Annotated in this window: 17 protein-coding genes and 1 tRNA gene; 4 read left to right on the forward strand and 14 right to left on the reverse strand. The window is 66.2% G+C overall.

Going from position 1 to position 18440, the window contains the following annotated elements:
- Positions 1 to 292: 292 nt before the first annotated feature.
- Positions 293 to 1441 carry a hypothetical protein gene (locus OOT46_RS09505; protein ID WP_265403358.1) on the forward strand — a complete coding sequence of 383 codons (1149 nt, stop codon included), beginning with the start codon at positions 293 to 295 and terminating at the stop codon, positions 1439 to 1441.
- Between the two features lies 1 nt (position 1442).
- Here OOT46_RS09505 and OOT46_RS09510 read toward each other — a convergent pair whose 3' ends face one another.
- The 3 genes from OOT46_RS09510 to OOT46_RS09520 all read right to left on the reverse strand — a co-directional run bounded on the left by OOT46_RS09510 (position 1443) and on the right by OOT46_RS09520 (position 4527).
- Positions 1443 to 2807, reverse strand: coding sequence for a polyketide synthase (locus OOT46_RS09510; protein WP_265403359.1), 1365 nt, complete (start codon positions 2805 to 2807; stop codon positions 1443 to 1445).
- 24 nt (positions 2808 to 2831) lie between these two features.
- Positions 2832 to 2975 carry a hypothetical protein gene (locus tag OOT46_RS09515; RefSeq protein WP_265403360.1) on the reverse strand — a complete coding sequence of 48 codons (144 nt, stop codon included), beginning with the start codon at positions 2973 to 2975 and terminating at the stop codon, positions 2832 to 2834.
- A 1147-nt stretch (positions 2976 to 4122) separates the two neighbouring features.
- On the reverse strand, positions 4123 to 4527 hold the full coding sequence (locus OOT46_RS09520; RefSeq protein WP_265403361.1) for a RidA family protein: 405 nt from the start codon (positions 4525 to 4527) through the stop codon (positions 4123 to 4125).
- Here OOT46_RS09520 and OOT46_RS09525 point away from each other — a divergent pair.
- Both OOT46_RS09525 and OOT46_RS09530 read left to right on the forward strand, forming a co-directional pair.
- Positions 4514 to 4714 (forward strand): hypothetical protein, encoded by a 201-nt coding sequence (locus tag OOT46_RS09525; RefSeq protein WP_265403362.1) that lies wholly within the window; start codon positions 4514 to 4516, stop codon positions 4712 to 4714. The two genes, OOT46_RS09520 and OOT46_RS09525, sit on opposite strands and share 14 nt — an antisense overlap.
- Before the next feature lie 244 nt (positions 4715 to 4958).
- On the forward strand, positions 4959 to 6137 hold the full coding sequence (locus tag OOT46_RS09530) for a CHRD domain-containing protein (RefSeq protein WP_265403363.1): 1179 nt from the start codon (positions 4959 to 4961) through the stop codon (positions 6135 to 6137).
- 124 nt (positions 6138 to 6261) lie between these two features.
- On the opposite strand, the gene OOT46_RS09535 is transcribed toward OOT46_RS09530, so the two are convergent.
- From OOT46_RS09535 to OOT46_RS09550, 4 genes are all read right to left on the reverse strand, one after another.
- Positions 6262 to 7377, reverse strand: coding sequence for an ABC transporter substrate-binding protein (locus OOT46_RS09535; RefSeq protein WP_265403364.1), 1116 nt, complete (start codon positions 7375 to 7377; stop codon positions 6262 to 6264).
- 11 nt (positions 7378 to 7388) lie between these two features.
- Positions 7389 to 7910 (reverse strand): hypothetical protein, encoded by a 522-nt coding sequence (locus OOT46_RS09540; protein WP_265403365.1) that lies wholly within the window; start codon positions 7908 to 7910, stop codon positions 7389 to 7391.
- Between the two features lie 436 nt (positions 7911 to 8346).
- Entirely contained in the window at positions 8347 to 8739 is a 393-nt protein-coding gene (locus tag OOT46_RS09545) for a hypothetical protein (RefSeq protein WP_265403366.1), read from the reverse strand.
- A gap of 519 nt (positions 8740 to 9258) precedes the next feature.
- Positions 9259 to 9711, reverse strand: a complete 453-nt coding sequence (locus OOT46_RS09550) for a hypothetical protein (protein ID WP_265403367.1) — start codon at positions 9709 to 9711, stop codon at positions 9259 to 9261.
- A gap of 544 nt (positions 9712 to 10255) precedes the next feature.
- Here OOT46_RS09550 and OOT46_RS09555 point away from each other — a divergent pair.
- Positions 10256 to 11431: a hypothetical protein gene (locus tag OOT46_RS09555; RefSeq protein ID WP_265403368.1), complete on the forward strand. Its 1176-nt coding sequence runs from the start codon at positions 10256 to 10258 to the stop codon at positions 11429 to 11431.
- 963 nt (positions 11432 to 12394) lie between these two features.
- Here OOT46_RS09555 and OOT46_RS09560 read toward each other — a convergent pair.
- The 7 genes from OOT46_RS09560 to OOT46_RS09590 all read right to left on the reverse strand — a co-directional run bounded on the left by OOT46_RS09560 (position 12395) and on the right by OOT46_RS09590 (position 18299).
- A tRNA-Met gene (locus OOT46_RS09560) sits at positions 12395 to 12471 on the reverse strand.
- Between the two features lie 84 nt (positions 12472 to 12555).
- Complete coding sequence (gene dsbD, locus OOT46_RS09565; protein ID WP_265403369.1) at positions 12556 to 14538, reverse strand: protein-disulfide reductase DsbD; 1983 nt, start codon at positions 14536 to 14538, stop codon at positions 12556 to 12558.
- A gap of 5 nt (positions 14539 to 14543) precedes the next feature.
- Positions 14544 to 14900 carry a divalent-cation tolerance protein CutA gene (cutA, locus tag OOT46_RS09570; protein ID WP_265403370.1) on the reverse strand — a complete coding sequence of 119 codons (357 nt, stop codon included), beginning with the start codon at positions 14898 to 14900 and terminating at the stop codon, positions 14544 to 14546.
- Between the two features lie 10 nt (positions 14901 to 14910).
- Positions 14911 to 15696 (reverse strand): ABC transporter permease, encoded by a 786-nt coding sequence (locus OOT46_RS09575; protein WP_265403371.1) that lies wholly within the window; start codon positions 15694 to 15696, stop codon positions 14911 to 14913.
- A 20-nt stretch (positions 15697 to 15716) separates the two neighbouring features.
- On the reverse strand, positions 15717 to 16646 hold the full coding sequence (locus tag OOT46_RS09580; RefSeq protein WP_265403372.1) for an ATP-binding cassette domain-containing protein: 930 nt from the start codon (positions 16644 to 16646) through the stop codon (positions 15717 to 15719).
- A 141-nt stretch (positions 16647 to 16787) separates the two neighbouring features.
- A complete protein-coding gene (gene rplQ / locus OOT46_RS09585; RefSeq protein ID WP_265403373.1) occupies positions 16788 to 17186 on the reverse strand; it encodes a 50S ribosomal protein L17 in 399 nt (132 codons plus the stop codon).
- 126 nt (positions 17187 to 17312) lie between these two features.
- Complete coding sequence (locus tag OOT46_RS09590; RefSeq protein ID WP_265403374.1) at positions 17313 to 18299, reverse strand: DNA-directed RNA polymerase subunit alpha; 987 nt, start codon at positions 18297 to 18299, stop codon at positions 17313 to 17315.
- Positions 18300 to 18440: the final 141 nt, after the last annotated feature.

Raw genomic sequence — 18440 nt, forward strand, 5'->3', positions numbered from 1 at the left:
CTCACCTCACCTCACCTCAAGGTCCGACGCCTCACGGGCCGACTTGCTCCAGCCCTTCTCGACAGATCGCCACGCGCCCGGCACGGCGGCGCATGCCGAACCGCCTGGCGGGCAAGGCAGGTCAGGGGCGAAGCGACACTCACTCCTTGACACAGTGCTTGCAGCCCACCTGGTATTTCCCACGGGCCCAGCTCCTTATGGTGGCGGTCTACGAGCTCGCGCCCAGGGGAGGTCGCGGTGTACCCCTGAGGCCCGTCCCGCCTGCCCCACCCTTCGTTTCCAAGGAGCCACCATGCTGACACCCGTGACCGGGCCCAGCTACCCCGCCTACCAACCCGTGCAGTACGAGCCGCATCCCGAACCGTCGCCAGGGCAGCAGCCCACGGTGCCCGGCACGGAGCCCGGCCCGCAGCCCGGTGCCAACGCGGCACCGCAGGCGCCGGTGACCCCCTATCCGACCCCGGGCAGCCATACCGACCCCATCAGCGAAGAGGAAGCCCGCGCCCTGCGCACCCTGCGCGACGACTTCGCGCTGTTCGACACCGCCCGACAGCAGGACCCTGGCCAGGCCGACGGCGTCGTCAGCCGCAACGACCTGAGGGCCGTGGTGCAGGGCAGCCAGTACAGCGCCGAGCAGAAGGCGGCGGCGCAGTACCTGCTGGACCACCCCGACGCGTTCTACCGCGCGGACGTGCCGCACGACCATTCGGCGCACGGCGCCGGCGACGGCGCCGACGGTTTCATCGGCCGCGACAGCGTCGAGGACCTGCTGCTCGCGTGGGACCTGGACGAACGCAAGCGAGGCGTCGCCGCCAACACCTCGCTGAAGACGCTGATCGAAAAGGACATGCCGGTCAACGGCCATGTGACGGCGCTTGACGTTGTCGAGGCGAACCGCGAGACGATCGAGGAGATGGCGGCGCGCTACGGCATCGACCCGGCCCTGCTGGCCGGCGTGGTGGCGTCCGAGGTCGACTTCGACCACAACCCCTGGGATGCGGCCGTCAACACGCTCGGCGAACTCCATGGCCCGGCCTACAAGCTGGACCCCGGCGGCCCCGGCATCGCCGAAGTGCATGCCGACACCGTGAAGCGCTCGGCCAAGTACCTCGCCGAGCACGGTGTGCCAGGCGCCGAGCAGGCGCGGCAGTTCGGCACCGACGCCGAGAACCTGGGCCACAACTCGATCGAGGCTGCCGCCATCGTGCTGGCCGAACTGCAGCACCGCAAGCTGGCTGCCGGCGGCACCGTGGACACCCCGCGCGACATGGCGATCCTCTTCGGCGCCTACCGCAACGGCTTCGAAGACCCGAACACCCACCAGCCCCGCTACGACTTCGTGGGCAACCGGCTGCTCGGCGACCAGGGCATCGACGGCGTCGGCAACGACCCCTACCTGTCCGAACCCTACTTCGCCTATTACGACCGGCAGTACGGCTGAACTAGTGCACCCGCGCCGCCTGGCCGCCCGGCATGCGGGCCGAGACCGGGAGGATCTCCGGCGCCGCCGACACCTCCTCTTCGGCGCCGAAACCCAGGCCCTCGAGGGGCGGTACCACCGCGGCGGTTTCCTCCTCCCCGGTCCAGGCTTCGAGCACCGCGTGCGCGTTGGTGCCATCCAGGCCGAACGAGGAGATCGCGGCAACCCGCCGCCCGGGCCGGCCCGAGGGCCAGGGCATGTGCTGGTCCACCACCTTGAGGCTGAGGGTCCGCCAGTCCACCGACGGCGTCGACGCATGGAAGTGCAGATGGGCTGGCAGCTCGCCGTGCTGCAGCGCGCCCACCACCTTGATCAGCGAGCAGCCCGAGGCCGAGCCTTCGAGGGGGCCGATGGCGGTCTTGAGGCTGCCGATGTGCAGCGGCTGATGGCGCCCCGTGTCCTTGACGTACACCTCGTGCAGCGCACGCAGCTCGATGGGGTCGCCCAGCAAGGTGCCGGTGCCCTGGGCCTCGACGTAGTCAACCTCGGCGGCGTTCACGCCGGCCCCTGCCAGGGCCTCGCGGATCACCTCGCGCTGGGCCCGCCCGCTGGGGGTGGTGAGGCCCTGGCGGCGCTCTTCGTGCTGGACCGCGGAGCCGCGGATCAGCGCGCGGATGGGCCGTCGCTGGGTGCGCGCGTCGCTCAGCCGCATCAAGGCCAGCATGCCGCAGCCTGCGCTGCGCACAGAGCCGTCGGGCCCGGCATCGACGCTCTTGCAGCGGCCCTCGTGCGACAAGGCCTCCTGCTCGCACAGGCCCAGGGTCATCTCGGGCGAAAGGATGAGATGGACGGCGCCGGCCAGCGCCAGGTCGCACTCGCCGCTGCGCAGGCTCTGGCAAGCCAGGTGGGTGGCGGCCAGCGAGGAGGCGCCCGCGGTGTCGAGCGGCAGGGTCGGCCGGTGCAGGCGGAAGAGGTAGGCGATGCGACCGGCTGCGATCGCGCGTGCGGTGCGCAGCGAGGTCTGCGCATGGCGGAGCGGCTCGAGCGGCAGCGCTTCGCCGATGCGGGCACCGTCGTCGAGGCAGAAACCGACGAACACCCTGGTGCGACTGGCTTGCAAGGCATCACGGCTGAACTGCGCGTCCTCGACGGCGCGCCGGCTGCAGTCGAGCAGTTGGCGGTGCGGCGGGTCGATGGGGCGCGCCTCGCGGGCCGGGATGCCGAAAAACCCGGGGTTGAAACGCTCCACGGCGTCGAAGCCGATGCCGACGATGGCGATGGGTTGGGTCAGCGAGGCGCGCAGCCCCTGCAGTTCATCGCGCAAGGCCGCGATCTTGAGCAGGGCCTGCCTGACGGGCGTGAGCACGGAAAAGAGGGGGTCGTTCATCTTCGGTCCCTGGAGGCCGGGGCTTCAGCGCAGCAGTTTTCGGAGCAGCTGCGCTGACGAAGGCAAGGGCCGCCGCCGGCAGAGCGCCAGCTCGCGAGTTTCAGGCGAGGGCATGGAGACATCGCGCTTTGCATCGCAAATATCCGGACGGCGAATGAAATCTTTCATCAACTTGACATGGCTCCTGGTTTTCGAAAAGCAGCCGACGCTTGTGAACCGCCAGCGGGCCGCGGATACACCAGGAGGGCCGCTCCGGCAATACCTCCCGCAATTTGCCTGGAAACGCATCGCAGTCCATCGTGACGGCCTCGACGAGGCTTGTCATTTGAATCTCCATTCGTCATCGCCGCGAGCACGGATAAGGGGGCGACTCAAAAAGCCGCCGACCCGGCGCGCGCCGCCAACGTGCAATGCTGGTGGGCCGGCCGAGGAGAAAAACGCCGCCGAGGCCGGCGGAGGTATGGATCTGCGTCGCGTGGATCACTGTACGTAGCGCGCCGCGGTGATCAACCTGTCCTTCTGGACCGCGCGTTTCGCCTGTTCTTGCGGGCAGTTCAGCGCCTGCCGTTGCACTCGGTATAACTCTTCACCGCTCCGAGGTTTGCTGCTCGACAGGCATGCCGTCGATTCATTTCGGCAAGGAAATGCGCCCGCAGCCTGCGCCCGCCACACGGCGTGCGGGTCACGGCCCGAAGCACCGGCCGCGCATCGGAGCCATTCACCGTGAAACACCAGGGCCAACCCCTGGGATGAGCGGCTTGCTCTGATTTCTCAAAGCGTCGCGTTGAATATTGAACCCAGGACCCTCACGCGCAAAACCACCCTGATGGGGGATTTGATGTTCGATTCGGTTTCGTTAATTTCACTGATGGCCCTGTTGGAGGCGTCGGGCGGGGCCGCCTGAGGCCCGCGGTTTGGTGAGCGAGGAGCCGTGATGCAGATCTTCCTCGGCCCCATCGCGCCGCTGCAGGGAATCTCAGCGCATCGGTGCGAGGGGCCGATGTGCCACGACGCGCAGCACCTGCTCGGACTGGAAGGCCCATGAGGCTGCCGGCCAGCCACACGGCCCCGGCGCCCCGGGCACGGCGCCCGCGCCTGGCGCTGTGGGCGCGTTGCGCTCTGATCATCGCGCTGGTCTTGCTCGGCGCTGCGGCCGCACAGGCGCTGCAGACGCGCGACGAGTGCGCCAACCCGAAAGCCGGCCGCTGGCGTGCCGAGGAAGGGGCCCGGCTCGCCACCGCAGCGTGGAGGAGGCGATGCGCCACTGCGCGCACGCGCCCGAGGCGGCACAGGTCCATTCCGAACTGACAAGCTCTCAGCCGGCCAGGGGTGCGGCGCGGTCGCGGACCGCCACCGCCGTCACCTTCACCTTGCCGCCGAAGGGCAGCGCCGCGGCCTGGTAGATGGTGCGGGCCGGCCGCTGCCCCGGCGGGAACAGCGACTCATAGACGCCGTTGACCTCGGGCACGCCCCGCAGGTCCACGAAGGCGATATCGATGAACACCAGGTCGGCTGGCTCGAAGCCGGCGGCAGCCAGCGCGCTGAACAGGTTGCGGAAGGCCAGTTGGGCCTCCTGGGCCGGCGTGCCGGGCACATAACGCCCCTCGGCATCGAGCGAGAGCTGGCCGCTCAGATAGCAGGTGTCGTTGACGACCACCGCATGGCTGATGGGGGACGACCAGGACGGCAGCCCCGGACCGGAAGTGATGAAACGTCGCATCGTCTGTTCCTTCCCTGGCCTGCAGTCCCCGGAGGCAGCCAGCAGGCCTTCCCTGAACGTACGCATTCCCTTCAAGAGCAGCTGCCAGGCCAGGCACGAAGGCGCTGAAGTCGAGCCGCAGCAATGCGACCCGCCGGCCGGCGACGTGCATGAACAAATTGTGGCGCAGCCGCAGGTCCTCTCGTAACAGGCCTTCGCCCAGCTGACCCGGACAGGAGGACAGGCGGGACCGGCGCGCCAACGTCTTCGGGTGCGCAGCGGACGCCACCGCGTCACGTCACATCAGCGCCGACAAGGTTCAAGCAGAAGCGATCGCATTCCGCAATGCCAGACATAAGGAGGATCAACTTCATCGCGGTGCCCTCGCTCCATAAGCTCCTGAGCAGTCCACAGCCTCTGGACCCACACCAACATCACTCAAGGAGCCTCTCATGACATTCACGTTGAGAACCGTCTCGACCTGGTCGGCCATCACCGCCGCGACGCTGTTCCTGGTCGCCTGCGGCGGATCGGGCGACGATGACGGCCCCCCCGGCAGCACGCAAGGCCCGGCTGTCGAAACCATTTCGGCCGTGCTCGACGGCGACCAGGAAGCGCCGCAGCGGATCGCCAGCGTCGCCAACGGCAGCGCCACCTTCTCGCTCGAGCGCTCCACGCGCACCTTGAGCGGCACCGTCACGGTGGACGGCGTCACGCCCTCGGTCGCTCATATCCATGCAGGTGCTCCCGGTGTCGCGGGGCCGATCGCGCTGCCGCTGTCGGTCCACCCGGGCGGGGCCCGTCTGGCACCGACCGTGCTGAGCACAGAACAACTTGCCCAGCTCGACGAAGGCGCCCTGTACATCAACGTCCACAGCACCACGCACCCGAGCGGCGAGATCCGCGGGCAGCTCGGACGCGAGGTGTTCGTCGCCGAGCTGGGCGCCGCGCAGGAAGTCGCTCCCACCCAGGTCGTCAGCTCGGCGTCCGGCGTCGGCCGCCTGGTGCTGAACCCGGTCACGCGCGCGCTCTCTGGCGAGCTGGAGCTCAGCGGCATCGAGGCCACCGCCGCCCACATCCACAGCGCGCCGGTGGGGCAGAACGGCCCCATCGTGATCAACCTGGAGGACCACGGCGGGCATGGCCACTTCACGGTGCCCGAGAACACCGTGCTGAACGAGGCACAAGTGAAAACCTTGCGTGGCGGCGGCCTCTACCTCAACGTGCATTCGGCCACACATCCCGGCGGGGAGATCCGCGGCCAAGTCGGCCGCCGGGTACGCGTCGCCGTGGCCTCGGGCCGCCAGGAGGTGCCGGCGAATGGCTCGACCGCCAGCGGGCGGGCATTTTTCGCCTACGGCCTCGCCGACCGATCGCTGCAAGGTCGGCTGACGCTGAGCGGCATGAACGCGACGGCCGCCCATCTCCACCAGGCGCCGGCCGGCGTCAACGGGCCGATCGCCGTCAACCTCGAACAGAACCCGGCCGACGCCGAGGTTTGGACGCTCGCGCCGGGCGTGACGCTTTCCCCGAGCCAAGCCGAAGCACTGCTGGCGGACGGCCTCTACGTCAACGCGCACTCAGCCGCTTTCGCGGCGGGCGAGGTCAGGGGGCAGTTGCTGGCGCGGTGATCGCAGGACCTTCGAGCTTCCTTTAAAAAACCGGCTGACGGCGGCTGGCGGCGCGACCACCAGCCGGTTCTTCTCTGCGTTCAAGGCGGCGAACCGTTCAGTGCCTCCTCAGGCCCGGGAACCGTCACACCCGGAGCGGCCCCTGCCCGCTCTTGTAAACGACTTGCAGGTGCCGGAACCCGACCCGTCGCTCGTCAAACAACACCCCCAGCCCGCCCACGTCGAGCGGGTTGTCGCCCAGCCAGGCAATCAGGTCCTGTCGCGTTTGTGCCTTGCTCAGGAACAGGGCGTAAGCGATGGTCGACCCGTAGAAGAAGCCCTCGAATGCAGTGAGACTGTCGGCCAAGCCTTCTCGCCCACTCGCCCGTCGTCGAAAGTCTTGCGCCAGCGCTTCTTTCGCCGAGCGGGGCAAGGGAAACGCCGACACCATGCCCAGACCGGAGGCGACCTCCATCGGTGTCGAGCTGATCTGACGGTTTGCAACGAAACTCATCGCGAACACCGGGCTGACAAAGTGGTGGCTGGTCCTCGCGCATTCCAAGGCGGCGAGCATTGGAAACGTGATCATCAGCAATATCAGCCCGTGCGCTCCAGGAGCACCGATGATCTGGGCGGTCTTGTCCTCGACATCCGCTCCATTTCGTTCTGCACTCACGGCCTGATGAATCTTGACGCCGAGGCGCGCCGTCTCCCTCGTCAAATGCTCGAACGCGCCGCGGCCGAAGCTGTCCTCGGAGAACAGGACAGCGACCTTGGACAAGGCCGCCCCGCGGACCATGCCCAGCATGCGCGTGATTTCGGCTTCGTAGGAGGCGCGAAGGTGAAAGATCAACTTGGACCCGGTCCGCAGGTATTCAGCACCCGACCGAATGCCAATGACAGGCAGGCCTTCTCTTTCCGCGATTGGAAGCGCCGCTTCAGCGTGAGGCGTCCCGACGATGCCCGTGGCTGCCAGGATCGAACGATCCCTGGCGAAGGCCGCGGTATTGAGCGCCGTCAGCGCCGGATTGGATCGATCCTCCTCGACGATCAACCGGATACGGAAGTCGAGCACGTCCTCTGCACGCTCGAACGCAAGTTGGTAGCCGGATAGCAAATCCCGCGCTACCTCGCTCTGGATGCTTTCGATCGGCAGCGTCAATGCGATCTTCGGCCGTACTGCAGCCCGTATCGGCGCCGCGACGGCCAGGTGTGCCGCGAGCGAGCACGCGGCGAAGTTGATGACGTTTCGACGTCTCATCGCGCACCTCGTCAAAGCGAAGCATCGCAGTGGGCCGATCGAATGACAGCCAGGGCCTCTCGCGGTTCCATTCCCACCGCTTTCGCTTCTGTCAGGGCCCGGTTCAGCCGGACCGCGTACGACGCCGAAATTTCCGAGTCGCTGCAGAACTGCGATTTCTCGGTCGCGCTCATGTCCGCCCACTTCGACGGCAGGCAGTGGAACAGTTCCAAGGATGCGAGCGCATCGCCGGTTCCAAACCCTATAAAGTTGGCTTGGCTCAGGGATCTGACCACCCACTCGCTGTATTCGGCGGAAGCCTCCTCGTAACCGTCGCCGCCGCAAAACACCGCCAGGTGTTCGCTCTTCGCGCCGTCGAACCGAATAAACGTTCCGCTGCCGGTACGGGCTGCACTGATTTCCGCAATAGCCGCGCTGTTCGCTAAAACCAAAGTGGCCGCAAGGGCCCAAAAGCGGATTCGCATTGCCTGCTCCCATCGAAGAAAAATCATCGACCCCGCTGCCGGGTCGGCGTCGGGGGCATTCGATGTCACTTGCCATACCCTTTTGGGGAACAAATTCCTTTTCGTGACAAACGTTAAGTGAGATTAGGCGAAGCGACCCGCCTTGTGCGCTGGCAGATGTGGCAGTGAGCTTTCTCCCCGCAGGAGGTATTGGGATGGCGCCTGTGGAAGTACCGAGAAACATGTCCGAGAACAGGACAGATTCCCGCCGAAGCGGTGTTTGCGAATCACCGTCGCGGCGATCAAATGGTAGCTGGAATCACTGGAAGCAAATTCTTGCGGCCGATTCCGCGTGTCGGCTGGAAAATGACCCCCGCGAAATTTGCCAGTTCCCGAACTGTTCTTACGGCTCCGAGGCCGTGTTCGGCCCTGGTGCCCTCACTGGCCCCCGGAAGACCAAGGGCTGCCATGGCAGCCCTTGGTCGGCATCGTATCAGCCACCGCTAGCGAGGCCGTCGATGTCCGGTCAAGCGAGGTCCTTTGTTTTCTGCAGGTTGATGCCGCACTCCTTGAGCAATGCAGCGACGTTTTGACTGACGCCCCATTCCGTTTTACCCGCCGTTTTGGTGCCCCAGTCGGTTTTCGGACCCAGCGCGAATCCAAGCTGCCTCAGTATGCTGGAACACTTCAAGCAAACGGGCCTTGAAGGGCAGAGAACGACCTTGATAGGGGTCGTCTCAAGTATTTGTTTCGCAGCCAGAATGCACAGTTTGGTCGTGGTATTGACCTCCGACTCCTGGGCCTCGATGAAGTTGTGCAAAGCGTCCATTTCAGCATGGCCGTGTCCGTGGCCAGTTTCTCCTTCGTATTCGACCGCATTGATCGTCAGAATAGCGTCGCAACTTTCGGAAAGGGGCATGTTTTTGCTCCGGTTCGGATCGTGTTTACCCATCAACGCCGGCACTACCTCAACGCCTCACGATGCCGGCGTCGACCATTCTTGAAGCTTTAGGCCACCGCACTCCATCCCTACCCCGACACGGCAGCCCCCCTAATACACGGGGCCACACCGGTTCCCTGCCGACCTTTTGCAGCGGAGTTTTGTGTCAGTCTCGATGCGGTACGCAAACGCACCGGGTGGCAACCGGTCTCGCACCTCGGGTTGCGCTGAAGAAGCAAAAACGCGCCAGCGGCGGGTTTCTGGATGGAGGCCAGGTCCAACCCGGCCGGTCGACGCATCCGACTTACTTGCCGGCAGACACGGGGCTGACGGCAGCGGGCTGGCTGCCCGCGTCGGCGCCGGTGGCAACAAAGGCGTTCAATTGGCGAAGTTGCTTTATTCCAAGACGGGCGCGCGGCCGGCACACCAGACCTCTTGACCCGACACACGGGCTCTCTTGCGTCATGGAGACGATGCGCTTCTCATGAAGACCCAGCCTCACCGCGTCGTGGACACCTTGGTCGTTCGACGTGGCCTCATCGCGACGACAGCCTTGTATTCGGTGGGTGCGACCGACTTGCTGTGCATCGGCCGTGGCTCCAGCGACACCAAACGGATCTCGTAGTTGCCGGCTTTGACCGCGTGCTTCCAGTCCTGCTCGCCGCCGCTCCATGGCAGGACCACCACTTGAGATTGGATGTTCTCTCCGGTGAGCCAGAAGAAGGCTCTTGCTTCGCCCGCAACACCGCACTGAACATCGGAAGGGCAGCGAGTATCGTGATAGCCGACAAACTTCAGTTGGAAAGCGCTTGGAGCCGGCGGTGCGGCGCCTTGGAAACCCATGGACAGTTCCAGCGGGTCGCCGACGACTGTCGCGGACTGGGCGAATGTCAAAGACGGAAGGAGCGCGGCGGTGACAACGCTCAGAAGGGCAGAGCTCAGGAATCTCATGAGGCCTAGCGTGGATGAGACCCGCGCACCCTAACGCACCCCGCGACCTACCACCCCCCGCCGTCCAGGGACCTTGCCGCAGTTGGCTCTGGCCTGGATTCGGGGACGATTGGCTCGGGCCGGCCCACGGTGCTGAGCGCTTTGCATCCAGGATAGGCAACTGCGCTCTCTGCTGAAGTCAGGACGGGCTCGCGGCCGCATACGATGTATCAATATCGGAGTTAAAACACTGAACGTGTCTTGCTGCGGATAAAAGCCTTCGCTCTCGAAGCTGCCCTTCATTGGCGATGCAAGACAGTGAGAGCTTGCTTGATCGTCCGCGGACGTTACCAAAAGGCGCAATGCCTGTAGAGCCGATGCGAGAGCGCCTCTAGCATTGGGCCACGTTCCATACGGCGTTCAGAAAATGCCTGAGAGCGAGGGAGGCCGGGACGCACAAGACGCCCTACAAAGCACCCGTCGATCACGACATCACGGGCGGAGCCTCGCGCTGATCATTCATAGAACAAGAGGTTCTGATATGCACAAGGAAACAGGCAACGCCATGCGTACAGCGTGGCATGGCATGGCGCTGTCGCTCATCCTCACGGCCGTGTTGTCGGCCTGCGGAGGGGGCTCCTCGGGGTCGGATGGCACCTCGTCGAACACGCCTACGCCCAATCCGGCTCCGAACCCCACGCCGAACCCGTCACCCAATCCGACGCCGAACCCGCCCACCGCTGGCTTGCCTGCGGCCGGCTACCCTGGCGGTGCCGCGGTTCCTTCCGAGGCCCAGGCAGAGGACGTCTCCAGCCCCCGCACCATCATCGGCACCGGCACCGCGGCGAGTTGCACCAGCGCTGCGTTCGTCGCTGCGGTGGCCAAAGGCGGTGTGATCACCTTCAATTGCGGCAGCGAGCCGGTCACGATCACCCTGCTCGAGACCGCGAAGATCGTCAACAACACCGGCCCGAAGATCGTGATCGACGGCGGCGGCAAGGTCACGCTCTCGGGCGCTGGCCAGCGCCGTATCCTCTACATGAACACCTGCGACCCGGCGCAAGGGTGGACCACCTCGCACTGCCAGAACCAGGACCACCCGCAGCTCACGCTGCAGAACCTGACCTTTGTCGACGGCGCGACGAGCGGGACCAATGCCGCGGGCGCGAACGGCGGCGGCGCGGTGTTCGCGCGGGGCGGCCGGCTCAAGATCGTCAACAGTCGCTTCTTTCGCAACCAGTGCGATGCCACGGGTCCGGACGTCGGTGGTGGCGCCGTCCGTGCCCTGAGCCAATACGAGAACCTGCCGCTGTACGTAGTGAATTCCACCTTCGGCGGCCGCAGCGACCTGGGGAACTTCTGCAGCAACGGCGCTGCCCTGTCCTCCATCGGCGTCAGCTTCACCGTGATCAACAGCCTGTTCACGCACAACAGAGCGATCGGCGTTGGGGCCAACCCGGCCCGCAGCGGCACGCCCGGCGGCGGCAGCGGCGGCGCCATCTATAACGACGGCAACACCTTCCACCTGCGCATCCAGGGCAGCCGGATGACGAACAACACGGCCAACGAAGGAGGTGGCGCCATCTTCTTCGTGAGCAACGACCGCAGCGGCACCCTGGGCATCACCAACTCGTCCCTGTCGGCCAACACGAGCAGCGGCTTCGAGACGGAGGGCCTGCCGGGGATCTTCTATCTCGGCAACGGCGCGCCGCAGATCAGTGGATCGACGCTGCAGCCCTAGCACCTGCGTGACCTGGCAGCCGCGCCGACGTCTTGCTCGCGCAGCTTTCGCCCGCCCTGGCGTCATCCGCAGCGACGGCTGCTTTCATTCCTCGGCCCGCGCCAGCAGCGGCACCGGCCGGGCCTGTTCAAGCTCAGGGACGTCGAGGACATGCGGGTCGAAGTTGTGGTCTGGCTGCACCAGGAACTCTAGAGCCAACGGTCCTGTGAAGCTTCTGCGCCCTTGTGACGCGAATGCCTCGCTCTCCGCACTCCGTGGCCGGCGACCCGCGTTCGGACGGCTTTCAACGCCTCGAGAGGACACCTGCCACGAGCCAATAGACGGGTATGGCGAAGAATGAGTGAAACCAGTACGACACGTTCGCATCCCCACGCTGTGTGCACAGCTTGAAAGTGTCAATGCAGACGCCATGAAGGAGGACTGTGACGAACGTGAGGACAAGCCCAAGCGCGACAGCGATCACAAACGCCTTTCCCCACCCAGTTGGCACATGGTTCACAGCTCGGTCTGCCCCATAGAACGCCGCGGCAGCGGCGCCGAGCAGAGCAAGGGCCCACGCAATGAGAGGTGATAGGTCCATCTGGTTCAAGGTTCGCCTGCGAGGGCCCTGCATTCGGAACGGCTGGCTGCCAACTGGGCCAAGCGGCGCCTCCTGAGAACCGGCCTGTTCGGCAGAACGAGCTTCACTGACTGGCCGCAGTGGCAGGCAGCTGGCCGGTACGGAGCACCTGCACCCTGCCGGCTCGAACGACGGCATCGGAGTGAACCTCCAACAGAATCCGTGCGAGCGCGAAGCCGTCCTTCGCCTCGGCCGAAGCGCTGCGGGCCGACGGCCCCTACGTCGGCGCGCATTCGGCGGCCTTCCTCCGGTCGCTTGCTGGCAACGACAGGAGGCCCGACGCGGCCCCAATGAAAAAACCCGCTAGTTGCTGCTGACACAGCGACGAGCGGGTTTCCGGTATTTGGTTGCGGGGGCAGGATTTGAACCTACGACCTTTGGGTTATGAGCCCAACGAGCTACCAGACTGCTCCACCCCGCGACAGAAGTGAGACTATAGCATATGTTCTCGTTCTCGCGCTAGCCCCTCGTCTCAAATTTTGGAAAGTGCCCGAGAGGGAGTCAATCAGAGGCCTGCAGCGCCCAAAGTTTCGACAAAACGATCGGCCGACTGGAAGCCGATGACCCGCACGGCCGTCAGCTCGCGCCCGGCAGCATCGAAGAACAGCGTACCCGGCGGGCCAAAGAGCCCGAAACGTTTCAGCAGCGCCCGGTCCTCGGCATTGTTCGCCGTCACGTCGGCCTTGAGCAGCAGCGCCTGCGAGAGCTTGGCGCGCACCCGTGGGTCGGTGAAGGTGAAGTTTTCCATCTCCTTGCACGAGACGCACCAGTCCGCATAGAAGTCCAGCATCACCGGCCGGCCGGCACTTGCCACCAGCCGGTCGAGTTCGGCGACGCTGCTGACCTTGGTGAAGGCCAGTGCCGGCAGAGGCGTGGCGGCAGCCCCGGCCTCGGTCCGCCCGGCGGTCAGGTGCTTCAGCGGCTGCCAGGGGTCGCGCCCCCCTGAGGCGGCGCCCACCAGCTGCAGCACACCCAGCACCGCCAGGACGACACCCACCCCCTTCAGCAGCTTCGCCGAGCCGCGCGCGCCGCCGTGCAGCGGGTCGAACACACGCAGGTAAACCGCGCCCACCAGCAGCAGGCTGCCCCACAGCAGCATCGCGGCCCAGCCGGGCAGCACCGGCTGCAGCATCCACAGCGCCACGGCAAGAAGCAGTGCGCCGAAGAAGTGCTTGACGTGTTCCATCCAGGCGCCGCTGCGCGGCAGCCAGCGGCCGGCCGAGGCACCGATCAGCAGCAGCGGCACGCTCATGCCGGCAGCCAGCATGAAGAGGGCCACGCCGCCGAGCACCAGGTCGCGGGTCTGGCTGATGTAGACCAGCGCACCGGCCAGCGGCGCAGCGACGCAGGGACTGACGATCAGCGCCGACAAGCCGCCCATCAGGAACACGCCCAGCAGCCGTCCGCCCGGCAGGCGGCCGGACGTCGCGGCGACCCGCTCCCGCAGGCGCGCCGGCAATTGCAGCTCGTAGAAGCCGAACATCGACAGCGACAGGACCACCAACAGCAGCGCAAAGGCACCGAGCACCCAGGGCGTCTGCAGCCAGGCCGCCAAGCCCTCCCCCGCCAGCCCGGCCGCAATGCCGAAGGCGGTGTAGACCAGCGCCATGCCCAGGGAGTAGCTGCCAGCCAGCACCAGGCCACGGCCGCGCCGTGTGCTTCGCTTGCTGCCGACCTGTCCGACGATGATCGACGACAGGATGGGCAGCATGGGCAGCACACACGGGGTCAGCGACAACAGCACGCCAGCGACGAAAAACACCACCGCGACGGTCGGCAGACGGCCGGACTGCAACGCGCTCTCGATGCCGCCGACGTCGGTGCGCGAAGCTGTGTTGACCAGGGCCGCAGCGGAAGCGGCCGGTGCCGCACCGGGCGTCGCGGGCGATGCCGCAACGGCCTCAGGGCTCGCCGGCCCGCCAGCGGTCGTGCTGGAGGGCGGGTCGCTACGTCCCAGGACTCCCCCCAGCAAGCCGGCAACACCCGAGGACGAGGCCGGCCGAGAGGCGCTGCTGTCTTCGACCAAGGTGACCGAATTGCTGCCGCCGGCGAAGGCGACCAGGCGCACCTCGGCATGGTGCTGCATCGGGGGATAACACAGGCCGCGGTCGGCACATCCCTGGCTGGTCACGCTCAGCAGGAAGGGCCCTTGGGCCTGCTCCACCGGCAGGCGGATCACCAGGCGCCCGCGGTGGCTCTCGACGTTTTTCTTGAAGGTCTCGTCGTACTTGATCTTGCCGGGAGGAATTTGCGGCGCGCCCAGGGTCGCCGCGGGGGCCCCTTCGAACTTGAACTGCTCACGATAGAGGTAGTAGCCCTCGGCGATGTCGAAGCTCAGCTCGACGCTGCGGTCGTCGGCGGCACGCGCGGAGAACCGGAAGGCCTGCTCCGGCTCCAGAAAATCCTCTTCGGCGCCCGCTCCCCTGCTGCCGAGCAACAACACCAAGGCCGCCATCAGCATGGCGGCCCAGCTCCAACGACCCGTCATCGAACTCACTCCTTGTCTGTCTCTCTGACCAGCCATTGCAGATACGGTTCCAGGCCGTCCTGCGGGCCGAGCGCCAGCAGCTCGGGCACCTCGTAGGGATGCAGATCCGGCAGCGCCTGCTTCAGCGCGGGCCAGCGCGCAGCACTGGTCTTGAGCACGAGCAGCCACTCACGTGCTTCTTCGATGCGGCCTTGCCACCAGTACATCGAGCTCACGCCGGGCACGATGTTGACACAGGCGACCAGGCGCGCCTCCAGCAGCCGGCGCGCGAGGTCGCGAGCGCGGGTTTCGTCGTCCACGGTCGTCAGGGCGATACGCACCTCGGCCGCGCCGGTGTTCGCAGAAGGCAGGGTTGGGGTCATCGCCTCGGCTTCACTTGAAAAAGCGGCGCCGCGTCAACACCAGCGCCAGGTAGTAGCCGACCACCGCATAGCCCACCAGCACCGCCAGCGGCCGCAGCAGTTCGGGCGGCATCTGGCCGATCACGAGCGGACGCACCACCTCGACGGCCGAGGCCAGCGGCAGTGCCTGCGCGATCGCCTGCAGCCAGTCGGGCAGCTGCTCCAGCGGAAAGTAGATGCCGGACAGGAAAGTCATCGGCGTCAGCACCAGGGTGAAGTAGTAGGTGAAGAAGTCGTAGCCCTTGGCCAGCGCGTTGAAGACCAGCGCGATGGACGAGAAAGTGATGCCCACCAGGAACAACACCGGCAGGGCCAGCAGCAGGGTCGGTGCGCGGCTGATGTTCAGTGCGGCCAGCACGATTGCGATGGCGGTCGCCGAGAACAGCGCCTTCATCGCGGCCCACAGCATTTCGGCCAGCACGATGTCGTCCAGCGCCACCGGGGCGTTCATGATGCCGTCCCAGGTCTTCTGCACGTGCATGCGTGAAAAGGCCGAGTACAGCGCCTCGAAGGACGCGGCGTTCATCGCACTCATGCAGATGCTGCCGGAGGCCAGGAAAAGAATGTAGGGCAAGCCCTGCACCTCGCCGACCAGCGCACCCAGGCCGTAGCCGAAGGCCACCAGGATGATCAGCGGCTCGGCGATGTTGCCGATCAGGCTGGGGATCGCGAGTTTGCGCCAGACCAGCAGATTGCGCTGGACCACCGGCCAGACACGGGGTGACAGGCGCGGGGCGGCATACAGCGAAGTGAGCATGGTGGGCTCCTGGGGTGGGGTCAGGCGTCGTCGCGGATCTGCCGACCCGTGAGCTTGAGGAAGAGGTCCTCGAGGTTGGCAGGGCGGTGCAGATAACGCACCGTGTGCTCCTCCGACAGCAGCGCCAGCAGGGGTTTGGGCTCGCTGAGATAGAAGAACACCGTCTCGCCGCTCGTCTCGACGCGCTGGGCCATCGCTGCGTGGCGGTCGGCCAAGGCCTTGGCACCATCGCCGTAGAGCTCGATGACGTCGCTCTCCAGGTGCTCGGCGATCAGGCCGCGCGGCCTGCCCTCGGCGATCTTGCGTCCGTGGTCCAGCACCAGCAAGCGGTCGCACAGGCGCTCGGCCTCGTCCATGAAGTGGGTGGTCAGCAGGATGGACTTGCCCTGCTGCAGCAGCAGCTTCAGTCGCTCCCACATCAGGTGGCGAGCCTGCGGGTCCAGCCCCGTGGTGGGCTCGTCGAGCAGCAGCAGGTCCGGGTCGTTGACCAGTGCGCGCGCCAGACTCAGGCGCCGGCGCATGCCGCCGGACAGCTCGCCCGGCCGGGCGTTGGCCTTGGACTGCAGCGAGGCGAAATCCAGCAGCTTGGGCACCCGTTCGTCGACCACCCGCTTCGGCAGCCCGAAGTAGCTGCTGAAAACCCGCAGGTTTTCGGCGCAGGTGAAGTCCGGGTCCAGGCTGTCGAACTGCGTCACCACGCCGAGGCGTGCCTTGGCCTCGCGCACCTGTGCGGGGAGGCTCAGGCCGAAGGCGCTGAGCTGCCCGCTGTCGGGCGCGGTCAGGCCCAGGCAGGTGCGGATGGTGGTGGTCTTGCCGGCGCCGTTGGGGCCGATCACGCCCAGGCATTCGCCCGTGCGGATCTCGAAGGAGAGATCGTCGACGACGGTGTTGGCGCCGAAGCGCTTGGTCAGCCGGTCGACACGAAGCAGCACAGAGGGTGAAGAAGCCATGAGAGCCAGTGTGCCAAACGACCGCGTACTTGTCGTGTCCACCCAGGGGGGCGATGCACACCCGAAACACAAAGGCCAGCGCGAGGCTGGCCTTGTGGGGGACATGCCCGCCGGCAGGCGGCGGACAGGTGGAGCGCCGCCTTACTCGGCGGCGGCTTCCGCGGGAGCGGCTTCGCTCAGCTCGGGGCGGTCCACCAGCTCGACGAAGGCCATCGGCGCGTTGTCGCCAACGCGGAAGCCCATCTTCAGGATGCGGGTGTAGCCGCCCGGACGGGCGTTGTAACGCGGGCCCAGCACGTCGAACAGCTTCACGACGTTCTCGCGGTTGCGCAGGCGGGAGAAAGCCAGACGCTTGTTGGCGACGGTCGGCTCTTTGCCCAGGGTGATCAGCGGCTCGACGACGCGACGCAGTTCCTTGGCCTTGGGCAGCGTGGTCTTGATGGCCTCGTGCTCGATGAGCGAGTTGGCCATGTTGCGGAGCATCGCCAGGCGGTGCTCGGAGGTGCGGTTCAGTTTGCGAAGGCCGTTACGGTGGCGCATGGTGCTTTCCTTTCTTTATTGAACCCCGGCCGTGTCAGGTACCGGGGGTTGCACAACGCTCCGTCCGAGGCCGGAGCGACGGGGCGGGCGCCTGCGGCGCCCTGCCCCGATTTTTTCTTTCAGGGCTTAACGCTTGTCCAGGCCGGACGGCGGCCAGTTCTCCAGGCGCACGCCCAGCGTCAGGCCACGGGAAGCGAGAACTTCCTTGATCTCGTTGAGCGACTTGCGGCCCAGGTTCGGCGTCTTCAGCAGCTCGGTCTCGGTGCGCTGGATCAGGTCGCCGATGTAGTAGATGTTCTCAGCCTTCAGGCAGTTGGCCGAGCGCACCGTCAGCTCCAGCTCGTCGACCGGGCGCAGCAGGATCGGGTCGAACTGCTGGCTGCGCTGCGCCGGCTGGTCGAAGGCGGCGATCTCGCTGCCTTCCAGCTGGGCGAACACGGCCAGCTGTTCCACCAGGATCTTGGCCGAGGCGCGAATTGCTTCCTCGGGCGAGATGGCGCCGTTGGTCTCGATCTCCATCACCAGCTTGTCCAGATCGGTGCGCTGCTCGACGCGAGCGCTCTCGACGGTGTAGCTGACGCGCTTGACCGGCGAGAACGAGGCGTCCAGCACGATGCGGCCGATGGACTTGGTCGGTTCGTCGCCGAAGCGGCGCAGGTTGCCCGGCACGTAGCCGCGGCCCTTCTCGACCTTGATCTGCATGTCGAGCTTGCCGCCTTGCGACAGGTGAGCGATCACGTGATCAGGGTTGATGATCTCCACGTCGTGCGGTGTCTGGATGTCGCCGGCCGTGACCGGGCCTTCGCCTTCCTTGCGCAGCACCAGCGTGACTTCCTCGCGGTTGTGGAGGCGGAACACCACACCCTTGAGGTTCAGCATGATGTGAACGACGTCTTCCTGCACGCCGTCGATCGTCGAGTACTCGTGCAGCACGCCGGCGATCGTCACTTCGGTGGGCGCGTAGCCGACCATGGACGACAGCAGCACGCGGCGCAGTGCGTTGCCCAGCGTGTGGCCATAGCCGCGCTCGAAGGGCTCGAGCGTGACCTTCGCGCGGTGCCCGCCCAGGGGCTCCACGTTGATGGCTTTGGGTTTGAGCAAATTGGTTTGCATGAGGTCTTCCTGTCAATACCCTCGGCTCGTTACACCGATAAGGCTGATGGACCACCCGGGGGGCACGGCTGCCCCTCCAGGGCCGGAACATGGCAAAACCCGCCCACGCACGGCAGCGTGCCGGGCGTTTGCGGGTTTCGG

The organism is Aquabacterium sp. A7-Y (assembly GCF_026153205.1).
GTDB lineage: Bacteria > Pseudomonadota > Gammaproteobacteria > Burkholderiales > Burkholderiaceae_C > Caldimonas.

What these genes read in the sequence shown, in the direction of transcription:
- OOT46_RS09505 (WP_265403358.1), top strand. Translation starts at nt 293, where the DNA reads ATGCTGACACCCGTGACCGGGCCCAGCTACCCCGCCTACCAACCCGTG.
- OOT46_RS09510 (WP_265403359.1), bottom strand. Translation starts at nt 2,807, where the DNA reads ATGAACGACCCCCTCTTTTCCGTGCTCACGCCCGTCAGGCAGGCCCTG.
- OOT46_RS09515 (WP_265403360.1), bottom strand. Translation starts at nt 2,975, where the DNA reads ATGAAAGATTTCATTCGCCGTCCGGATATTTGCGATGCAAAGCGCGAT.
- OOT46_RS09525 (WP_265403362.1), top strand. Translation starts at nt 4,514, where the DNA reads ATGAAACGTCGCATCGTCTGTTCCTTCCCTGGCCTGCAGTCCCCGGAG.
- OOT46_RS09520 (WP_265403361.1), bottom strand. Translation starts at nt 4,527, where the DNA reads ATGCGACGTTTCATCACTTCCGGTCCGGGGCTGCCGTCCTGGTCGTCC.
- OOT46_RS09530 (WP_265403363.1), top strand. Translation starts at nt 4,959, where the DNA reads ATGACATTCACGTTGAGAACCGTCTCGACCTGGTCGGCCATCACCGCC.
- OOT46_RS09535 (WP_265403364.1), bottom strand. Translation starts at nt 7,377, where the DNA reads ATGAGACGTCGAAACGTCATCAACTTCGCCGCGTGCTCGCTCGCGGCA.
- OOT46_RS09545 (WP_265403366.1), bottom strand. Translation starts at nt 8,739, where the DNA reads ATGCCCCTTTCCGAAAGTTGCGACGCTATTCTGACGATCAATGCGGTC.
- OOT46_RS09550 (WP_265403367.1), bottom strand. Translation starts at nt 9,711, where the DNA reads ATGAGATTCCTGAGCTCTGCCCTTCTGAGCGTTGTCACCGCCGCGCTC.
- OOT46_RS09555 (WP_265403368.1), top strand. Translation starts at nt 10,256, where the DNA reads ATGCGTACAGCGTGGCATGGCATGGCGCTGTCGCTCATCCTCACGGCC.
- dsbD (WP_265403369.1), bottom strand. Translation starts at nt 14,538, where the DNA reads ATGACGGGTCGTTGGAGCTGGGCCGCCATGCTGATGGCGGCCTTGGTG.
- cutA (WP_265403370.1), bottom strand. Translation starts at nt 14,900, where the DNA reads ATGACCCCAACCCTGCCTTCTGCGAACACCGGCGCGGCCGAGGTGCGT.
- OOT46_RS09575 (WP_265403371.1), bottom strand. Translation starts at nt 15,696, where the DNA reads ATGCTCACTTCGCTGTATGCCGCCCCGCGCCTGTCACCCCGTGTCTGG.
- OOT46_RS09580 (WP_265403372.1), bottom strand. Translation starts at nt 16,646, where the DNA reads ATGGCTTCTTCACCCTCTGTGCTGCTTCGTGTCGACCGGCTGACCAAG.
- rplQ (WP_265403373.1), bottom strand. Translation starts at nt 17,186, where the DNA reads ATGCGCCACCGTAACGGCCTTCGCAAACTGAACCGCACCTCCGAGCAC.
- OOT46_RS09590 (WP_265403374.1), bottom strand. Translation starts at nt 18,299, where the DNA reads ATGCAAACCAATTTGCTCAAACCCAAAGCCATCAACGTGGAGCCCCTG.